This is a genomic window from Achromobacter sp. RW408, assembly GCF_003184165.1.
Taxonomy (GTDB): domain Bacteria; phylum Pseudomonadota; class Gammaproteobacteria; order Burkholderiales; family Burkholderiaceae_B; genus Achromobacter; species Achromobacter xylosoxidans.
In genome coordinates this window covers 18,344-34,575 of record NZ_QHHO01000022.1, presented here as the reverse complement: position 1 = coordinate 34,575, position 16,232 = coordinate 18,344, and the positions used below count along the sequence as shown (strand labels likewise).

Sequence of the window (16,232 nt, the reverse complement as noted above, 5' to 3'; positions counted from 1 at the left end):
GTTCTATACCGTGTCGTTCTTTCTGTTTTGGGGGATGGCGGGGGCGTCGAGTGCGTTGACGGCTTATTTGATGCCTAAGGTGGAGGAGGATCCGGATCTTTAGGTTCGTTCTTTTTTGGGGGGGCTTCGTGGGAGGCGTGGTTGTGGGCGCGCTTCGTAGGTCGCCCCTCGCGGCGGGCGAGTCGGTGGCGGGCGCCCACGATTGCGGTCCGGAGCGTTCGCTCCGGACTGCCCCGTTGTCATCCTCGTCCTCGCCTTCGGCGACTCCTTCGGATTCCCTCGGGCGCATCGAGGTTGCCCGCCACCGACTCGCCCGCCGCGAGGGGCTGCGAGCGTCTTGGAGCGTCGCGTTGTCAGAACGGTGGGGGCATGGAGAGGTTTGCGGGGCCCGCCCCAGGCCGGCCGCGCGGGCGGCCTTTTGGGGCTTACGCGGTGTCTTGCGTTGGCTGAGCTGGGGGCTGCTTGTTTTTGCTCTGCGTGGTGCGCCTTTATCGTGCGTGGTGCGTCCTTATCCCGCGTCGTGCAGCAGGTCCACGAAGTGCCTGGCGGGCGCGCTTAGCGGGCGGTCCTTGGGGATGATGCTGCCGAAGGCGGTCAGGGTGTGCTGGAGTTGGTAGGGGATGATGGCGAGCAGGCCGTGGCGGGCGTAGCGGCTGGCGACGGAGTCGGGGATGACCCCCAGCATGTGGGACTTCATGGCCAGGTTGGTGGTGGTGAGGATCGAGGCGGACTCGATCAGGCCCTTGGGCAGGGGCGTGTCGTGGGCGCGGAATTCCTGTTCCAGGACGTCGCGCATGGGGCTGCCGTGGGGTTGCAGGATCCAGGGGTAGGCCTGCAGCGCGTCGAAGGTGATGCGCTTGCGGCGGGTCAGGGGGTGATCGACCGCGGCGATGACGGAGAGGGCCTCGTCGCCGATGGGGCGGAAGACGTAATGGCGTTCGGACAGGGTCAGCATGCGGCCGATGACGACGTCGAGCCTGCCCTCGTTCAGCCGTTCGATCAGCAGGTCGCTGGTGCCGGTGGAGATCTCCACGGCCAGTAGCGGGTAGGTCTGCTTCAGGCGCAGCAGGGCGTCGGTCAGGTGGCCCGGCGAGGCGGCCATGATGCTGCCGATGAAGAGTTTGCCGGCGCTGCCCAGGCGCAGTTCTTCCAGTTCCCGCGCCAGCGATGACACCGTGCCGCGCATGCCGCGGAAATACTCCATCACGCATTCCCCGGCGGCGGTCAGCGCCAGGCCGCGGCCGACGCGCTCGAACAGCGCTTGGCCGATGGCCAGTTCCAGTTCGTGCAGCATCTTGCTGGCGGCGGACTGCGTCATGTTGAGCTGGGTGGCGGCCGCCCGCAGGGTGCCGCGTTCTTCGATGGCCAACAGCAGCACGATCTGCCGCATGCGCAGCCGCGAGAGCAGCGCGGGGACGTTCGGGACGCGTTCCATTATTGATCGCCTGTAGTGAACGGTTGGTGCAAAAGTTTCATTTTACGGAAACAGCGGTTGTTTCTAAGATGTAGGCATAACAAAGCCCGCTACGGGCCATAAGCCCCCAAGGAGACAACCATGAAGACTCGGCTTTATGCCGCATTGGCGGGGGGCGTGCTGTGCCTGTCCGCCGCCGTATCCGCCCAGGCGCAGAGCGCCGACTGGCCGACCCGGCCGCTGCGCCTGCTGGTGGGCTCGGCCCCCGGCGGCGGCACCGACGCCATGGCGCGCGCCGTGGCCGACAAGCTCGGGCCGATGCTCAAACAGACCGTGGTGGTGGAGAACAAGCCGGGCGCGTCCAACACGCTGGCGGCGGACCTGGCGGCCAAATCGGGCGACGGCCACACCATGGTGATGGGCGTGTCCACCGCGCATGCGATCGCGCCGCACCTGCTCAAGCTGGGCTACGACAACGACCGCGACCTGACGCCGGTGGTGTTCGTGGGCGCGGTGCCGAACATCCTGGTGGTCAACAACCAATTGCCGGCCAAGTCGGTGCAAGAGCTGATCGCGCTGCTCAAGCGCAAGCCGGGTGAATACAACTTCGCCAGCAGCGGTTCGGGCAGCACCCAGCACATCGCCGCCGAACTGTTCAAGGACGCCACCGGCGTGCAGATGACCCATATTCCCTATCGCGGCAGCGGCCCGGCCATGGTCGACCTGATGGGCGGCCAGGTGCAGATCGCCTTCGAGACCGCGTCGTCCGTCATTCCGCACATCAAGAGCGGCAAGGTGCGCGCGCTGGCGGTGCTGAGCGCCAAGCGCAATCCGCAGCTGCCCGATGTGCCGACCATGGCCGAGGCCGGCGTCAGCGGCGTCGAGATGAGCGCCTGGTACGGCATCTACATGCCCGGCAACACGCCGGCGGCGGTGCAGCGGCGCGTGCATGACTCGGTCAATGCGGTGCTGGCCATGCCCGAGACCCAGACGCGCCTGCAGGCCATCGGCGCCGACATCAGCCCCATGAGCCAGGCGCAGTTCGCGCAGTTCCACCAGACCGAGAACCAGCGCTACGCCGCCATCATCAAGAAGAACCATATTTCCGTGGAATGAACGCAGCATGAGCATCGAAAGCAACCCCGCCGCCAAGCCCGTCATTGCCCTGACGCTGGGCGACCCCGCCGGCATCGGCCCCGAACTGATCGCGCGCCTGCTGGCGCGGCCCGAGGCGGCGCAACTGGCCAACATCGTGCTGGTGGGCGATGAATGGCTGTGGCGCGAGGGCCAGCGGGTGGCGGGCGTGCAGGTGGCGACGCAGGCGGTGGACGGCTTCGCCGCGGCGCGGGCGCGGCCGGATACCCGCGCGCCGGCGTGGCTGGCGATGGACACCGTGCGGCGCGAGGACGTCAACCTGGGGCAGGCGCAGGCCCCCGGCGGCGCCTCGGTGCTGCGCGTGCTGGACGCCTGCATGGACGCGGCGCTGGCCGGCCATATCGACGCCATCTGTTTCGCGCCGCTGAACAAGCACGCGATGAAGCAGGGCGGCCTGCGCCACGACGACGAACTGCACCACTTCGCGCAGTACCTGGGCGTGACCGGCTACTTCTGCGAATTCAACACGCTGGGCGAGCTGTGGACCTCGCGCGTGTCCTCGCACATTCCGCTCAAGGACGCCGCCGCCGCGCTCAGCATCGACGGCATCAAGGCCGCCACGCGGCTGATCTACCAGTCGTTGCAGGCCAACGGCGTGGCCGCGCCGCGGGTGGCGGTGGCGGCCTTCAATCCGCATGGCGGCGACGGCGGCACCTGCGGGCGCGAAGAAGTCGACATCATCGCCCCGGCCGTGCGCCAGTTGAACCAGGAAGGGCTGCCGGTGCAGGGCCCGTTCCCCGCCGACACCATCTTCCTGAAGGCGCAGGCGGGCGAGTTCCAGGCCATCGTCACCATGTACCACGACCAGGGCCAGATCGCGATCAAGCTGCTGGGCTTTTCGCGCGGGGTGACGGTGCAGGGCGGCCTGCCGATCCCGATCACCACGCCGGCCCACGGCACCGCCTACGACATTGCCGGCCAGGGACGCGCCAGCGTCGACGCTACCTGGCAGGCCTTCCGCATCGCCTGCCGCATGGGCCTGTCGCATCGCGCCGCGCGCGCGGCGGCCTGAGGCGGCCGTTCTTTACCGTTCATCGCATCGTTCGACCCCTTTTCGCAGGAACCCCCATGAAGATCAAATCCGTCCGCGCCCGCGTCTTTGAATGGACCGGCAAGACCGTGCCGCCGCAAGGCAACTTCTGCTCCAACGCCATGGACCTGCTGTATTCGCCGCAGGAAACCATGAGCACCTTCCGCTTCCACGGCTGGACCGTGGTCGAGGTCGAGACCGATGACGGCATCGTCGGCCTGGGCAACGTGGCGCTGGCGCCGCGGGTGGCCAAGGCCATCATCGACCAGTACCTGGCGCCGCTGGTGATCGGCCAGGACCCGTGGGACTACGAGTACCTGTGGCAGCGCATGTACCGCGCCACCCACGCCTGGGGCCGCAAGGGCGTGACCATGGCGGCGATCTCGGGCGTGGACCTGGCGATCTGGGACATCCTGGGCAAATCGGTCGGCAAGCCGGTCTTCAAGCTGCTGGGCGGACGCACCAAGGAGAAGATTCCGGTCTATTACTCCAAGCTCTATCGCACCGACCTGAAGGCCATGCAGGAAGAGGCCCAGACCTATCTGGACCAGGGTTTCACGGCGTTCAAGATGCGCTTCGGCTACGGCCCGGCGCACCTGCAGCGCGGCGTGGCGGAGAACCTGAAATCGGTCGAGGCGGTGCGCGAGGTGATCGGCTACGACACCGACCTGATGCTCGAATGCTACATGGGCTGGAACCTGGAGTACGCCAAGCGCATGCTGCCCAAGCTGGAGAAGTTCGAGCCGCGCTGGCTGGAAGAACCGGTGATCGCCGACGACATCGACGGCTATGCGGAGCTGAACCAGCTGACGTCCATCCCCATCTCGGGCGGCGAGCACGAGTTCTCGCTGTATGGCTTCAAGCAGCTGCTGGACCGCAAGGCGGTGTCGGTGGTGCAGTACGACACCAACCGCGTCGGCGGCATCACCGCCGCGCACAAGATCAACGCCCTGTGCGAGGCCTACAGCGTGCCGGTCATCCCGCACGCCGGCCAGATGCACAACTACCACCTGACCATGAGCACGCTGGCCTCGCCCATGAGCGAGTATTTCCCGATGTTCGACGTGGAAGTGGGCAACGAGCTGTTCTACTACATCTTCGACGGCGAGCCGGTGGCCAGGGAAGGCTTCATCGACCTGGACGACAACAAGCCGGGGCTGGGCCTGAGCCTGAAGACCGAATACCTGAAAGACTTCAACATCATCGAGTGAGCGCCATGACCACGACGACTGTGCCGGCGCCGCGCTATCGCGGCATTTTTCCGGTGGTGCCCACCATCTTCACCGAGTCGGGCGAGCTGGACCTGCCGGGCCAGAAGCGCGCGGCCGATTTCATGATCGACTGCGGCGTCGACGGCCTGTGCATCCTGGCCAACTTCTCCGAGCAGTTCTCGCTGTCGGACGACGAGCGCGAAGTGCTGACGCGCACCTTGCTGGAACACGTGGCCGGCCGGGTGCCGGTGATCGTCACCACCACGCACTACGGCACCCAGGTGTGCGCGGCGCGCAGCCGCCGGGCGCAGGCGCAGGGCGCGGCCATGGTGATGATCATGCCGCCGTACCACGGCGCCACCCTCCGCGTTGCCGAGGAACAGGTGGTCGGATTCTTCCAGCGGGTGTCGGACGCCATCGACATCCCCATCATGATCCAGGACGCGCCGGTGGCCGGCACGCCGCTGCCCGCCGCGCTGCTGGCGCGCATGGCGCGCGACATCGCCCAGGTGTCGTACTTCAAGATCGAGACCGCCGGCGCGGCCAGCAAGCTGCGCGACCTGATCGCGCTGGGCGGCGCGGCGGTGGAAGGGCCGTGGGACGGCGAAGAGGCCATCACGCTGCTGCCGGACCTGGATGCCGGCGCCACCGGGTCCATGACGGGCGGCGGCTTCGCCGACGGCATCCGGCCGATCATCGAGGCACACCGAGCAGGCCGCGCCGACGAGGCCTACCGCCTGTACGAACGCTGGCTGCCGCTGATCAACTACGAGAATCGCCAGGGCGGCATCCTGACCGCCAAGGCCTTGATGAAGGCGGGCGGCGTGATCGCCTGCGACGCGCCGCGCCATCCATTTCCGGCCATGCGGCCGGAAGTGCGGCAGGGCCTGCTGGACGTGGCGCGGCGGCTGGATCCGCTGGTGCTGCGCTGGGGGCGCTAGGACGCCAGGCCGACGCCGGCCTGCGCGTCAAGGCACCAGCGACAAGCCGATGCGGAACTGCGATTCGTTGCGCTGGTTGTAGCCCAGCAGCGTTTCGCCGTAGCCGTTGAAATACTGCAGGTGCAGGTAGCCGTTCATGTTGAGCCAGGTGCGCTGCAGCGGCCAGGCGAAATCGAGCTGCGTGGTGCGGCGGCGCTGGTCGCCCTGGCGGTACATGGCCGAGACCACCGCGCCGTTGTCCTGCGCCCAGCGCAGGTTCCAGTCGACGCGGCCGGCGTAGTCGGCGTAGTCGGAGTTCTCGCTGGCGACGCCGAAATAGGCCTTGACCTTGGGCGCGAAGGTCAGCGTGCTGCCGCCGTCGAAACGGTAGTTGAACTGCGGCTGGATGTAGGCGTCGTTGACCGAGCGCGAGTCGTCGCCGGCCTTGCCGTTGGAGTTGTGTTCGACGCCGGTGTTCAGCCCCAGGCGCCAGCTTTGGCTTTCCGACTGCCACATGTTGTCCGACAGCCAGAACAGGCTGGGGTTGAAGGTGGTGTCGATGAAGGGCATGGAATCGCCCTGCAGGTCCCACAGCGAGGTCTGGGTATAGCCCAGGTAGAAGTTCTCGCCCCAGGTCGCGGGCCGGTTGCCGGACGGGCTGAACAGGCGGTACTTGGCGCTGATCTGGAAGCGCGCGGTGGTCTGGCCGCGGGTGCCGATGTCGAAGTACACCGGCTTGTATTCCGAGATCGCGCTGCGGAAATGATCGAAGGCCGATTGCTGGTAGGACGAAACGGCCACGGTGTCCGGCGCCGGGCCGCCTTCGGGCGATGCGCCGGCCGCCGTGACCACGGCCGGCGGCACCGGCTGGCCTGTGCGCGGATCGACCACCGGGACGGGAGCGGGCGTGCTGGCCAGCGTGCCGCTGTCGCGGCCGGTGGCGTCCAGCGCCATCATGGCCGGCTGGCCCTCGATGGAAATGGCCTGCAGGCCGCGGGCGCTGGCGGGCACTTCCGCGCTCCAGGCCATGCGCGCGAAATTGTTGACCGGCACGCTGTAGCTGGCCTTGCCGCCTTGCAGCTTGGCCAGGCTGCGCACGATCTGGCCGTCCTGGCCGCGCCATTGCAGCACCAGTTCGGGCGGCGCCTCCCAAGTGGCGCGGGCGTTGCCTTCGTTGAAGTACACCGCTTCGATGGTGACGGTGTCGCCGGGGGCGGCCGAAGGACGGTCGAGCCGGTAGGACACGCCGGCGGTGGCGGTGCCGGCCAGGCCCAGCGCCAGGGCGGCGACCAGGGTGCGCGGGGGAAGGGCGATGCGTCGGGACGAAGTCATGGGAGGCGGGTGGTATCTGTGACGATGCAATGTAGCATCGGCCCGGCCTACATTTTGTAAGTCGGGCTTATCGGATGTAGGACTTGCAACATGGGCGCGGTAGCGTGGACGCGCCGCCGGCTGTGTCCCGCGTGCCCGCGGGACCCGCTGGCGCGCGGCTGGCGGCCGATATCGGCGCCCCGCAAGGCAAGAGGCCCCGCGCATCAGCGACGATGCGCGGGGCCTCTTGCCCTATGGCTGGCGGCTTACTCGCCGAACTTGATGCCCTGCGCCAGCGGCAGGTTGCGCGAGTAGTTGATGGTGTTGGTGGCGCGGCGCATGTAGTTGCGCCAGGCGTCCGAGCCCGACTCGCGGCCGCCGCCCGTTTCCTTTTCACCGCCGAAGGCGCCGCCGATCTCGGCGCCCGAGGTGCCGATGTTGACGTTGGCGATGCCGCAGTCCGAGCCCGCCGCCGACAGGAAGGTCTCGGCCTCGCGCAGGTCATTGGTGAAGATGGCCGACGACAGGCCTTGCGGCACGCCGTTCTGCAGCGCCAGCGCCTGGTTGAAATCGCTGTAGCGCATCACGTACAGGATCGGCGCGAAGGTCTCGTGGCAGACCACGTCGGTCTGGCCGGGCATTTCGGCGATGGCGGGGCGCACGTACCAGGCGTCCGGGTACTGGTCGGCCAGCACGCGTTCGCCACCCGTGACCTTGCCGCCCTGTTCACCGGCGGCCTTGAGCGCGGCCTGCATGGCGTCGAACGAGGCGCGGTCGATCAGCGGTCCGACCAGGTTCTTGCCGTCCAGCGGGTTGCCGATGGGCGCGCTGGCGTAGGCCTTGTGCAAGCGTTGCAGCAGATCGTCGGCCACGCTTTCGTGCACGATCAGGCGGCGCGTGGTGGTGCAGCGCTGGCCGGCGGTGCCGATGGCGCCGAACACGATGCCGCGCGCCGCCATGTCGAGGTCGGCGGTGGGGCCGACGATGATGGCGTTGTTGCCGCCCAGTTCCAGCAGCACGCGGCCGAAGCGCTGCGCCACGCGCGGGCCGACCTGGCGGCCCATGCGGGTCGATCCGGTCGCCGACACCAGCGCCACGGCGTGCGAATCCACCAGCGCCTCGCCGACGTCGCGGCCGCCGATCAGCACTTCCGACAGCCCGGCCGGCGCATCGCCGAAACGCTGCACCGCCTGCGCGAACAGCGCCTGGCAGGCCAGCGCGGTCAGCGGCGTTTTTTCCGACGGCTTCCAGACCACGGCGTTGCCGCACACCAGCGCCAGCGCCGCGTTCCAGGACCACACCGCCACCGGGAAGTTGAAGGCGCTGATGACGCCCACCACGCCCAGCGGATGCCAGGTTTCCATCATGCGGTGGCCGGGGCGCTCGGAAGCGATGGTCAGGCCGTACAACTGGCGCGACAGGCCCACGGCGAAGTCGCAGATGTCGATCATTTCCTGGACCTCGCCTTCGCCCTCGGCCAGGATCTTGCCGGCTTCCAGGCTGACCAGGCGGCCCAGTTCGCGCTTGTGCTGGCGCAGCGTTTCGCCGAACAGGCGCAGCAGTTCGCCGCGGCGCGGCGCCGGCACGTCGCGCCATGCCAGGCTGGCCTGGCGGGCGCGAGTGATGGCCGCGTGGGCCTGCGCCACCGTATGTTCATGGACCTGGGCCAGCTCGGCGCCGTCGATCGGGCTGCGGGCGATCAGCGTGCCGCCGGTCAGGGTCGCGGGGTTGAGGCCGAGTGCGCGCAGGATGTCTTGGGGCGTGTCCATACCGGTTCCTTGGAGATGCCGGCGAAGGCGGGCCTTCGCTTAAGGGTTATGCCTAAGTGGCGATTCTGGAAATAAATTTACTATACGAAACTCCAGCGCGAAATGCGAAACCTTTTTGAAGGCCATGCTCGTGTCCGAACCCCTGCTCGTAGTCGAGGCGGTCACCAAGACCTACCAGCGCGACGGCCAGCCCGATCACCTGGCGCTGGACGGCATCGACTGCCGGCTCGACCGCGGCGAGGTGCTGGTGGTGGTGGGGCCGTCGGGCTCGGGCAAGAGCACCTTCCTGCGCACTCTCAATGGCCTGGAGCGCATCGACAGCGGCACCATCCGGGTCGATGGCGTGTCGCTGACCGACCCGGCCACCGACGTCAATCGCTGGCGCACCGACGTGGGCATGGTGTTCCAGCACTTCAACCTGTTCCAGCACCGCACCGCGCTCGACAACGTGGCGTTGCCGCAGCGCGTGGTGCGCGGCCGCGACCGCGCCCAGGCCGAACGCTACGCGCTTGAATTGCTGGACCGGGTCGGCATGGCCGACTTCGGCCCGCGCTATCCCAGCCAGTTGTCCGGCGGCCAGCAGCAGCGCGTGGCGATCGCCCGCGCCCTGGCGATGGACCCCAAGCTGATGCTGTTCGACGAGGCCACCTCGGCGCTCGACCCCGAGACCGTCGGCGGCATCCTGGAACTGATGCGCGCCCTGGCGCGCGACGGCATGACCATGGCGGTGGTGACGCACGAGATGGGCTTTGCCCGCGACGTGGGCGACCGCGCCCTGTTCATGGACGCCGGCCGCATCGTCGAATCCGGCACTCCGGCCGAGGTCTTCGGCCAGCCGAAAGAGGCGCGCACCCGCGCCTTCCTGGAAAAGATTCTGTAGCGGGCGCGCCGCGCCGTTGGCGCCGGGCCCGCATTGCCGTTGGTTATTTGCGCATCACGCAGTCTTCGCAGCAAGCAGGGCCGGCCCGGCCTGACCGGGCGCCGCCGGCACCAGGTGTACGCCCGGAACGACACACGTCTTTCATCCAGAAGGGGAAGCAAATGCTGAAAATCAAACAATGGCTGGGCGCCGCCGGCGTCGTGCTGGCCGTGGCCGCCATCGCGCAGCCGGCGCGGGCCGACGAGTTGTCGGACATCATCAAGCGCGGCGAGCTGCGGGTGGCAGTGCAGACCTCCGGCCCGCTGATGAGCTTCATGGACAAGAGCGGCAAGCGCACCGGCCTGGCGGTGGAAGTCGCCAAGCGCATGGCCGACGACCTGGGCGTCAAGCTGGTGCTGCAGGACTACGAATGGAAGGGCCTGATCCCGGCGCTGCTGTCCGGCAAGGCCGACATGGTGGCCGCCGACATGACGCCGACGCCGCAGCGCGCCGCCCAGGTGCTCTTCTCGACGCCCATGTTCTACGCCGACACCGTGGCGGTGGTGCCCAAGGACTCGCCCTACAAGTCGTACGCGGAACTGGACAAGGACGGCGTGACCGTCGGCGCGCTGGGCGCCAGCACCTACGCCGAGGTCGGCAAGAAGATGCTGCCCAAGGCCACGCTCAAGGAATTCTCGGGCGGCAGCGCGCCGGTGGGCCAGGCGCTGTCCAGCGGCCGCCTGGACGCCGGCATCATGTCGCTGTCCACCGCAAACCAGTTCCTGGTGGACTTCGGCAACCTGCGGGTGCTGGACGGCGTGATGGTGCGCGAGCCGCTGGCTTTCGCGGTGGCGCCCAATGCGTTCCGGCTCAAGTTCTGGCTCGACAACTGGCAGACGCTCAAGACCGCCGACAACACGCTGCCCGAGCAGATCAAGTACTGGTACTCGACCGACTGGAAAAAAGACCACTGATAGCGCGCATCCGCCACCCTTGACCGACAGGACCTGAATGGACTGGCTCATCGACTACTACAACTGGCGCATCGTCGGCCAGTACACGGGCCAGTTCGCCACGGGCCTGGTCAACACCCTGATCGCGGCCGGCGCCAGCCTGGTGCTGTCGGTGCTCGCCGGCATTCCGCTGGCGCTGGCGCACATGTCGGCGCGGGCCTGGGTCTGGCGGCCGGTGGCGGGCTACGTGCAGTTCATTCGCTCGACGCCGCTGCTGGTGCAGATCTACCTGGTTTACTACGCGGTGCCCATGCTGGTGCCCGGCGCCAAGGGCTGGAGCGAAATGCTGCTGGGCATCCTGGCCATGACTCTGCACCACGCCGCCTACATGAGCGAGATCATCCGCGTCGGCATCGAATCCGTCCCGCGCGGGCAGATCGAGGGCGCCAAGGCCTGCGGCATGAATTACCACCAGCGCTTGCGCTACGTGGTGTTGCCGCAGGCTTTCGCCAACACGCTGCCGCCCCTGCTGGGGCAGACCGCCGTGCTGATCAAGGACACCTCGCTGCTGTCGTTGATCACGGTCTTCGAACTGGTGGCCGCGGGCGTGCAGATGAACAGCGAGCGCATCGTGCCCACCGAGAGTTTCCTGACCATCGCGGCCGGCTACCTGCTGATCTACGCGGTGATGCTGCTGCTGTCGCGCGGGGTCAGCCTGTGGCTGGCGGGTCCCGCCTGGAACGCGAGGTGAGCATGCTGGATTCCTACCTGTCCACCGCCGGCGTCGTGCTGCCGTTCCTGCTCAAGGGCTTCTGGGAGACCCTGAAGATATCGTTCGTGGCGATCATCGCCGGTTCGCTGCTGGGCTTCGTCATCGGCGTGATCCGCAGTTACCGGGTGCGCGGCCTGCACCAGTTGCTCGGGCTGTATATCCATGTGCTGCGCGGCACGCCATTCCTGGTGCAACTCTATATCTTCTACTTCGTGTTGCCCGGCACCGGGATCGCGCTGCTGCATTGGGACTCGGCCACGGCGGCCTTCGTGTCGCTGTCGGTCTACACCTCTTGCTATGTGGCGGAGATCGTTTCCGGCGCCATCCGCGCGGTGCCGCGCGGCCAGACCGAGGGCGCCATGACGCTGGGCCTGCGGCCGTTGCAGATCCTGCGGCTGGTGATCCTGCCGCAGGCCATGCGCCTGATCGTGCAGCCGATGAGCGGGGTGTACGTGATGCTGATAAAGAGCACCGCCATCCTGTCGGTGGTCGGCATCACCGAACTGACGCGCCAGGGCGAAGTGTTCATCATCACCTTCCCGGCGAAGTCGCTGTTCATCTACGGGCTGATCGCGGCCATCTATTTCCTGTATTGCTACCCCTTGCTGCGGCTGGCCACCTGGCTGGAAAAACGCCTGACCGGCGGATTGCAGGGCGCTGGGCTGAACTGAACCAAGACCATGGCCACCGAGTACATCGACACCTACTACAAGCGCACGCTGGGCGAGGCGCAAACCTATTACGCGCCGCTGGCGAGCACGGCCGAGGCCGATGTCTGCGTGGTGGGCGCGGGCCTGGCCGGCCTGTCGACGGCGCTGGAGCTGGCGCGCCGCGGCCGCGCCGTGACGCTGCTGGAGGCGCGCCGCATCGCCTGGGGCGCATCCGGCCGCAATGGCGGCTCGGTGTCGCCGGCGTTCTCGGCCGGCGCCGACGCCATCCGCCGGCACGTCGACGAGGACCACTACCGCCAGCTGTACCGGCTGTCGATGGAAGGCGTGGAGATCATCCGCGACAACATCCGCGACCTGCGCATCGCCGATGCCCACAAGGTCGATGGCCGCCTGCGGGTGGTGCGCTACGAGGCCGCCGAGGCGCTGCGCCGCTATTGCGAGGACCAGCGCCGCGACTTCCAACGCGACGTGCGCCTGCTGGACCGCGCGCAGGTGCGCGAGCGCCTGCTGTCCGATGCCTACTTCCAGGGCATCGAAGACCCTGCGTCATTCCATTTCCATCCGCTCAACTATGCCCGCGCCCTGGCCCGCGAGTGCGCGCGGCTGGGCGTGCGCATCCACGAGGACTCGCCCGTCACGCAGGCGCGCCTGGATGGGGCCGTCAAGCAGCTGCGCACCGTCGCCGGCCAGGTCGACGCGCGCACCGTGGTGCTGGCCACCGGCGGCTACACCGGCGACGTGGTGCCGGCGCTGCGCCGGGCGATGCTGCCGATCGCCACGTACATCATGCTGACCGAACCGCTGGGCGACCGGGTGCGCGAGGCCATCCGCACCCAGGCCGCGATCGGCGACGACCGCCGCGCGGGCAACTATTACCGGGTGCTCGATGGCGGGCGCATCGGCTGGGGCAGTAGAATCACCACCCGTGTCGATGACCCGCCCGATCTGGCCGAGTCCCTGCGCCGCGAATTGCTCAGCGTCTATCCCCAGTTGCAGGGGCTGCGCGTCGAGACCGCGTGGTCCGGGCGCATGGCCTACGCGCGGCATCTGATGCCGCAGATCGGCAAGCTGGCGCCCGATGTCTGGTACTGCACGGCCTTTGGCGGCCATGGCATGAACACCACCGCCATCGGCGGTCGTGTCGTGGCCGAAGGGATCACCGGCGACAGCCAACGCTACCGGCTGTTCGAACCCTTCGGCCTGGCCTGGAACGGCGGCGCGCTGGGCACGGCGGCGGTTCAACTCACATATTGGTCTTACCAGGCGCGCGATTGGTGGCGGGAGCGGCAATCGCGGGCATGACAGGGTGTACAGATGCAAGGCAACAAACAGAGCGTGTTGGCACAACGGCTGCGAGCCCTGCGCCAGGCGCGCGATTGGACGCTCAAGCAGGCGGCGCTGGCCACCGGCGTGTCCGCGTCCACGCTCTCGAAGATCGAGAACGGCCTGCTCTCGCCCACCTATGACAACCTGATCAAGATCGCCGCCGGCCTGGAGCTGGACGTGGCCGAACTGTTCACCGCGTCGGACGCCCACATGGGCACCGGCCGCCGCAGCCTCAGCCGCCAGGGCGAGGGCCGCCAGTACGAAACCCCGTATTACGACCACCGCCTGCTCTGCACCGCGCTGTCGCACAAGCGCATGATGCCGTTCCACACCCGCGTCAAGGCGCGTTCGTTCGATGAATTCCAGGACTGGAGCCGCCACGGCGGCGAGGAATTCGTCTACGTGCTGGAAGGCGAGGTCGAGCTGTACACCGAGTTCTATGAACCGGCGCGACTGAAGGCGGGCGAGAGCTTCTATATAGACAGCCGCATGGGCCACCGCGTGATCAGCCTGAGCAAGCAGGACGCGCTGGTGCTGTGGGTGTCCACCCATGCCGATCTCGGCGAGGACTGATGCGTCGTCCCGCCTGATAAAGCGGGTCGGCTCGCCGCCCGCGCCCCGGCCCGGCCGCAACAGGGTAAAATGCGCCGCCCGGACCCGTTCCGGGCAGCCACACACCGCGCGGCAGTAGCTCAGCTGGATAGAGCACGGGCCTTCTAAGCCTGAGGTCGGGGGTTCGAGCCCCTCCTGCCGCGCCAGGGAACTTCCGCGCCAGCCGCTTGCGCCGTCGCATGGAATTGCTAATATCCGCGCATTCCGACATCGTCGGTCATCATCACAGGACCTCTGGATGAAGCGCGCTCCCTGCCTTGCCCTTGCGTTCACGGCCCTGGCCCTCATCGCCGCGCGTCCGGCGGCGGCGGAGCAGGGATGCGGCGACGGTTACACCATGTCCACCCAGGGGCCCGCCCAGTGCGTGCCCATCCCCGGCCTGTATCAGGTGCCCAGGGACAGCGGCGGCGCGCTGCGGCGTCCGCAGGGCCATTGGGAAACCCGCTGGGGGGCATTCGCCTCCAGCAGGGAAAACCTCATCGGCATGGCCGGCGGCCGGCGCAGCGAACGCGAAGCGACGCAGGCTGCAATCGCCCACTGTGTCTCGAAGGGCGGCACCGATTGCAAGACGGCGATGACGTTCTACAACCAATGCGCCATCGTGGCCGCGGGCGCGGTGGGCAATGGCCAGTACACCACCATTTTCCGCAAGCACTACACCATCGAGCAGGCGACCGATGACGCCATGCAGATCTGCAAGGAAAAGAACCTGACGGAGTGCAAGGTGCATTTTTCCGATTGCAGCCAGGCGGAGTTCATCCAGTAGTCGCGGCGCGCCGGCGCAGGCCGGCATGGCGATTGCTCACCGCATGGCCATGGCTGCGAGCCGGGCGATGGGCGTCCGGCCGTCGAGCCTGGAGCGCCAAGCGCGGGGAGGTCAGGATGTCCAAGCCGATTTTTCACGCGGAGTCCGAGAGCGAGCGGCACAATGGCCAGCCGCAGGTCGATCGACCCGGGCGCGATACGCTCAATCCGGATCCGGACACGGGGTCGGGCTACCCGGCGGGCGGCCAACGGCGCGAACAAGGCAAGGATGCCTATGGCCGCGGCCCGATGCAGCGCCGCCAGGCGGGCTTGCCGCCCGAACCGGAAAGCGGGCGGAACGATTCTCCCGGTAAATCGCGTTGACTATCGCGGCACTACGTCCGGTCGTCCTTGGGGCGGCCGCAGGCCTGTTGCGTCGTGCGTCGGCTGTAGCCATGCCGCGCAGCCGGCCGCTGCCGTGAATCGCCCGGCATGCGGGCACGCGGCTTGCTGAGGGAGCCTGCTCGTCTCTATCGACGAAGATATCCAGGAGGCCAACATGGCGAAGAAAGCAGGCAATCCCGAGCAGATTCACGACCTTCTGTACCAGGCGCTCGAAACCGAATTGGGCGGTGAACTCGTATACACCGCCGCGCTCGACTGTACGGTCGACGCCGACCTGCGCAAGGAGTGGCAGGGTTACCTTGACGAGACGAAAACGCACCAGCGCGTGTTGTTGACCGTCTTTGAAGAGCTGGGCCTGGACCCGGATGCGGCGGTGCCCAGCCGGGCCGTTGTGAAGCACCACGGGGAAAGCCTCGTGGCCGCCATCAAGCTCGCCAAATCGCAAGGCGACCCGGACGCGGCCCAACTGGTGGCCGCGGAATGCGTGGTGCTGGCCGAAACCAAGGATCACCAGAACTGGGAGCTGATCGGCCTGGTGGCGCAGAAGACGTCAGGGCCGCAGGCCAGCGTGCTCAAGCGCGCCCACGACGCCGTCGAGAAGGATGAGGACCACCACCTCTATCACACCAAGGGCTGGGCGCGTGAGTTGTGGATCCAGGCGCTGGGCTTCCCCGCCGTCCTGCCTCCTCCGGAGGAGGCCAGGAATGTCGAAACCGCTATCGGCGCTTCCCGCGCCGAACAGGCGCGTGACAAGATGCTCTGAGTGTCCGGTTGGCAGGGTATGGCGTGGGCGCCCGGGGTCCAGGGGCGGCGATGATGGGCTCAGTGGACAGGGCGCCGCGCCTGGCCTGCCGGCGGAGGGGTGCCGCGGGGCGGATTCCATGATCGGGTCTCGGCCAGGAATCCGGCCTCCCAGGCCTCGACCTTGCCGCGCCACTCCGTGATCGACTCGCCCGTGTGTCCCGGCATGGCCGCGGCACGGTAGTAGGGGCAGTCCCACAGGGTCAGTCCGTCGCGGGCGGCTTGGGCGCCCAGCTTTTGGATTTCGTCGCGATGCATTGCACTTCCCTCCAAAAGTAG

17 protein-coding genes and 1 tRNA gene are annotated in these 16,232 nt (G+C 67.8%); 14 read left to right on the top strand and 4 right to left on the bottom strand.

Annotated features, from left to right (window positions below; translation table 11 throughout):
* Window positions 1-508: 508 nt before the first annotated feature.
* On the bottom strand, window positions 509-1,435 hold the full coding sequence (locus DK459_RS02450; protein WP_070541161.1) for a LysR family transcriptional regulator: 927 nt from the start codon (window positions 1,433-1,435) through the stop codon (window positions 509-511).
* A 120-nt stretch (window positions 1,436-1,555) separates the two neighbouring features.
* Between DK459_RS02450 and DK459_RS02445 the strand changes: the two genes are divergently transcribed.
* The 4 genes from DK459_RS02445 to DK459_RS02430 are packed head-to-tail and all read left to right on the top strand — an operon-like array spanning window position 1,556 to window position 5,751.
* Window positions 1,556-2,530 (top strand): tripartite tricarboxylate transporter substrate binding protein, encoded by a 975-nt coding sequence (locus DK459_RS02445; RefSeq protein WP_110134437.1) that lies wholly within the window; start codon window positions 1,556-1,558, stop codon window positions 2,528-2,530.
* 7 nt (window positions 2,531-2,537) lie between these two features.
* On the top strand, window positions 2,538-3,581 hold the full coding sequence (locus DK459_RS02440; protein ID WP_070541159.1) for a 4-hydroxythreonine-4-phosphate dehydrogenase PdxA: 1,044 nt from the start codon (window positions 2,538-2,540) through the stop codon (window positions 3,579-3,581).
* A gap of 56 nt (window positions 3,582-3,637) precedes the next feature.
* Window positions 3,638-4,810, top strand: a complete 1,173-nt coding sequence (locus DK459_RS02435; RefSeq protein WP_006387537.1) for an L-rhamnonate dehydratase — start codon at window positions 3,638-3,640, stop codon at window positions 4,808-4,810.
* Window positions 4,811-4,815: 5 nt separating this feature from the next.
* The gene (locus DK459_RS02430) at window positions 4,816-5,751 is read left to right on the top strand and encodes a dihydrodipicolinate synthase family protein (protein WP_053500915.1); all 936 of its coding nucleotides are present in this window, start codon (window positions 4,816-4,818) and stop codon (window positions 5,749-5,751) included.
* 27 nt (window positions 5,752-5,778) lie between these two features.
* Here DK459_RS02430 and DK459_RS02425 read toward each other — a convergent pair whose 3' ends face one another.
* Together DK459_RS02425 and DK459_RS02420 are read right to left on the bottom strand one after the other, a co-directional pair.
* Window positions 5,779-7,062, bottom strand: coding sequence for a phospholipase A (locus DK459_RS02425; protein ID WP_020929003.1), 1,284 nt, complete (start codon window positions 7,060-7,062; stop codon window positions 5,779-5,781).
* Window positions 7,063-7,307: 245 nt separating this feature from the next.
* On the bottom strand, window positions 7,308-8,810 hold the full coding sequence (locus DK459_RS02420; protein WP_070541158.1) for an aldehyde dehydrogenase family protein: 1,503 nt from the start codon (window positions 8,808-8,810) through the stop codon (window positions 7,308-7,310).
* 124 nt (window positions 8,811-8,934) lie between these two features.
* Here DK459_RS02420 and DK459_RS02415 point away from each other — a divergent pair, with 124 nt between their 5' ends.
* The 10 genes from DK459_RS02415 to DK459_RS02370 all read left to right on the top strand — a co-directional run bounded on the left by DK459_RS02415 (window position 8,935) and on the right by DK459_RS02370 (window position 15,915).
* A complete protein-coding gene (locus DK459_RS02415) occupies window positions 8,935-9,690 on the top strand; it encodes an amino acid ABC transporter ATP-binding protein (RefSeq protein ID WP_006387541.1) in 756 nt (251 codons plus the stop codon).
* 161 nt (window positions 9,691-9,851) lie between these two features.
* Window positions 9,852-10,643, top strand: coding sequence for an ABC transporter substrate-binding protein (locus tag DK459_RS02410; protein WP_024069953.1), 792 nt, complete (start codon window positions 9,852-9,854; stop codon window positions 10,641-10,643).
* Window positions 10,644-10,680: 37 nt separating this feature from the next.
* Complete coding sequence (locus tag DK459_RS02405; protein WP_006387543.1) at window positions 10,681-11,373, top strand: amino acid ABC transporter permease; 693 nt, start codon at window positions 10,681-10,683, stop codon at window positions 11,371-11,373.
* A gap of 2 nt (window positions 11,374-11,375) precedes the next feature.
* Window positions 11,376-12,065 carry an amino acid ABC transporter permease gene (locus DK459_RS02400; protein ID WP_006387544.1) on the top strand — a complete coding sequence of 230 codons (690 nt, stop codon included), beginning with the start codon at window positions 11,376-11,378 and terminating at the stop codon, window positions 12,063-12,065.
* 9 nt (window positions 12,066-12,074) lie between these two features.
* Window positions 12,075-13,367: an FAD-binding oxidoreductase gene (locus tag DK459_RS02395; RefSeq protein WP_110134436.1), complete on the top strand. Its 1,293-nt coding sequence runs from the start codon at window positions 12,075-12,077 to the stop codon at window positions 13,365-13,367.
* Window positions 13,368-13,379: 12 nt separating this feature from the next.
* Complete coding sequence (locus tag DK459_RS02390) at window positions 13,380-13,964, top strand: helix-turn-helix domain-containing protein (RefSeq protein WP_024069949.1); 585 nt, start codon at window positions 13,380-13,382, stop codon at window positions 13,962-13,964.
* Window positions 13,965-14,072: 108 nt separating this feature from the next.
* Window positions 14,073-14,149 (top strand) — tRNA-Arg (locus DK459_RS02385).
* 92 nt (window positions 14,150-14,241) lie between these two features.
* Window positions 14,242-14,769 carry a DUF4189 domain-containing protein gene (locus tag DK459_RS02380; protein ID WP_054499769.1) on the top strand — a complete coding sequence of 176 codons (528 nt, stop codon included), beginning with the start codon at window positions 14,242-14,244 and terminating at the stop codon, window positions 14,767-14,769.
* Window positions 14,770-14,885: 116 nt separating this feature from the next.
* Window positions 14,886-15,131, top strand: coding sequence for a hypothetical protein (locus DK459_RS02375; protein ID WP_024069947.1), 246 nt, complete (start codon window positions 14,886-14,888; stop codon window positions 15,129-15,131).
* A 175-nt stretch (window positions 15,132-15,306) separates the two neighbouring features.
* A complete protein-coding gene (locus tag DK459_RS02370) occupies window positions 15,307-15,915 on the top strand; it encodes a hypothetical protein (protein ID WP_006387553.1) in 609 nt (202 codons plus the stop codon).
* A 59-nt stretch (window positions 15,916-15,974) separates the two neighbouring features.
* Here DK459_RS02370 and DK459_RS02365 read toward each other — a convergent pair whose 3' ends face one another.
* Window positions 15,975-16,211: a CrpP-related protein gene (locus tag DK459_RS02365; RefSeq protein WP_006387554.1), complete on the bottom strand. Its 237-nt coding sequence runs from the start codon at window positions 16,209-16,211 to the stop codon at window positions 15,975-15,977.
* Between the last annotated feature and the right edge of the window lie 21 nt (window positions 16,212-16,232).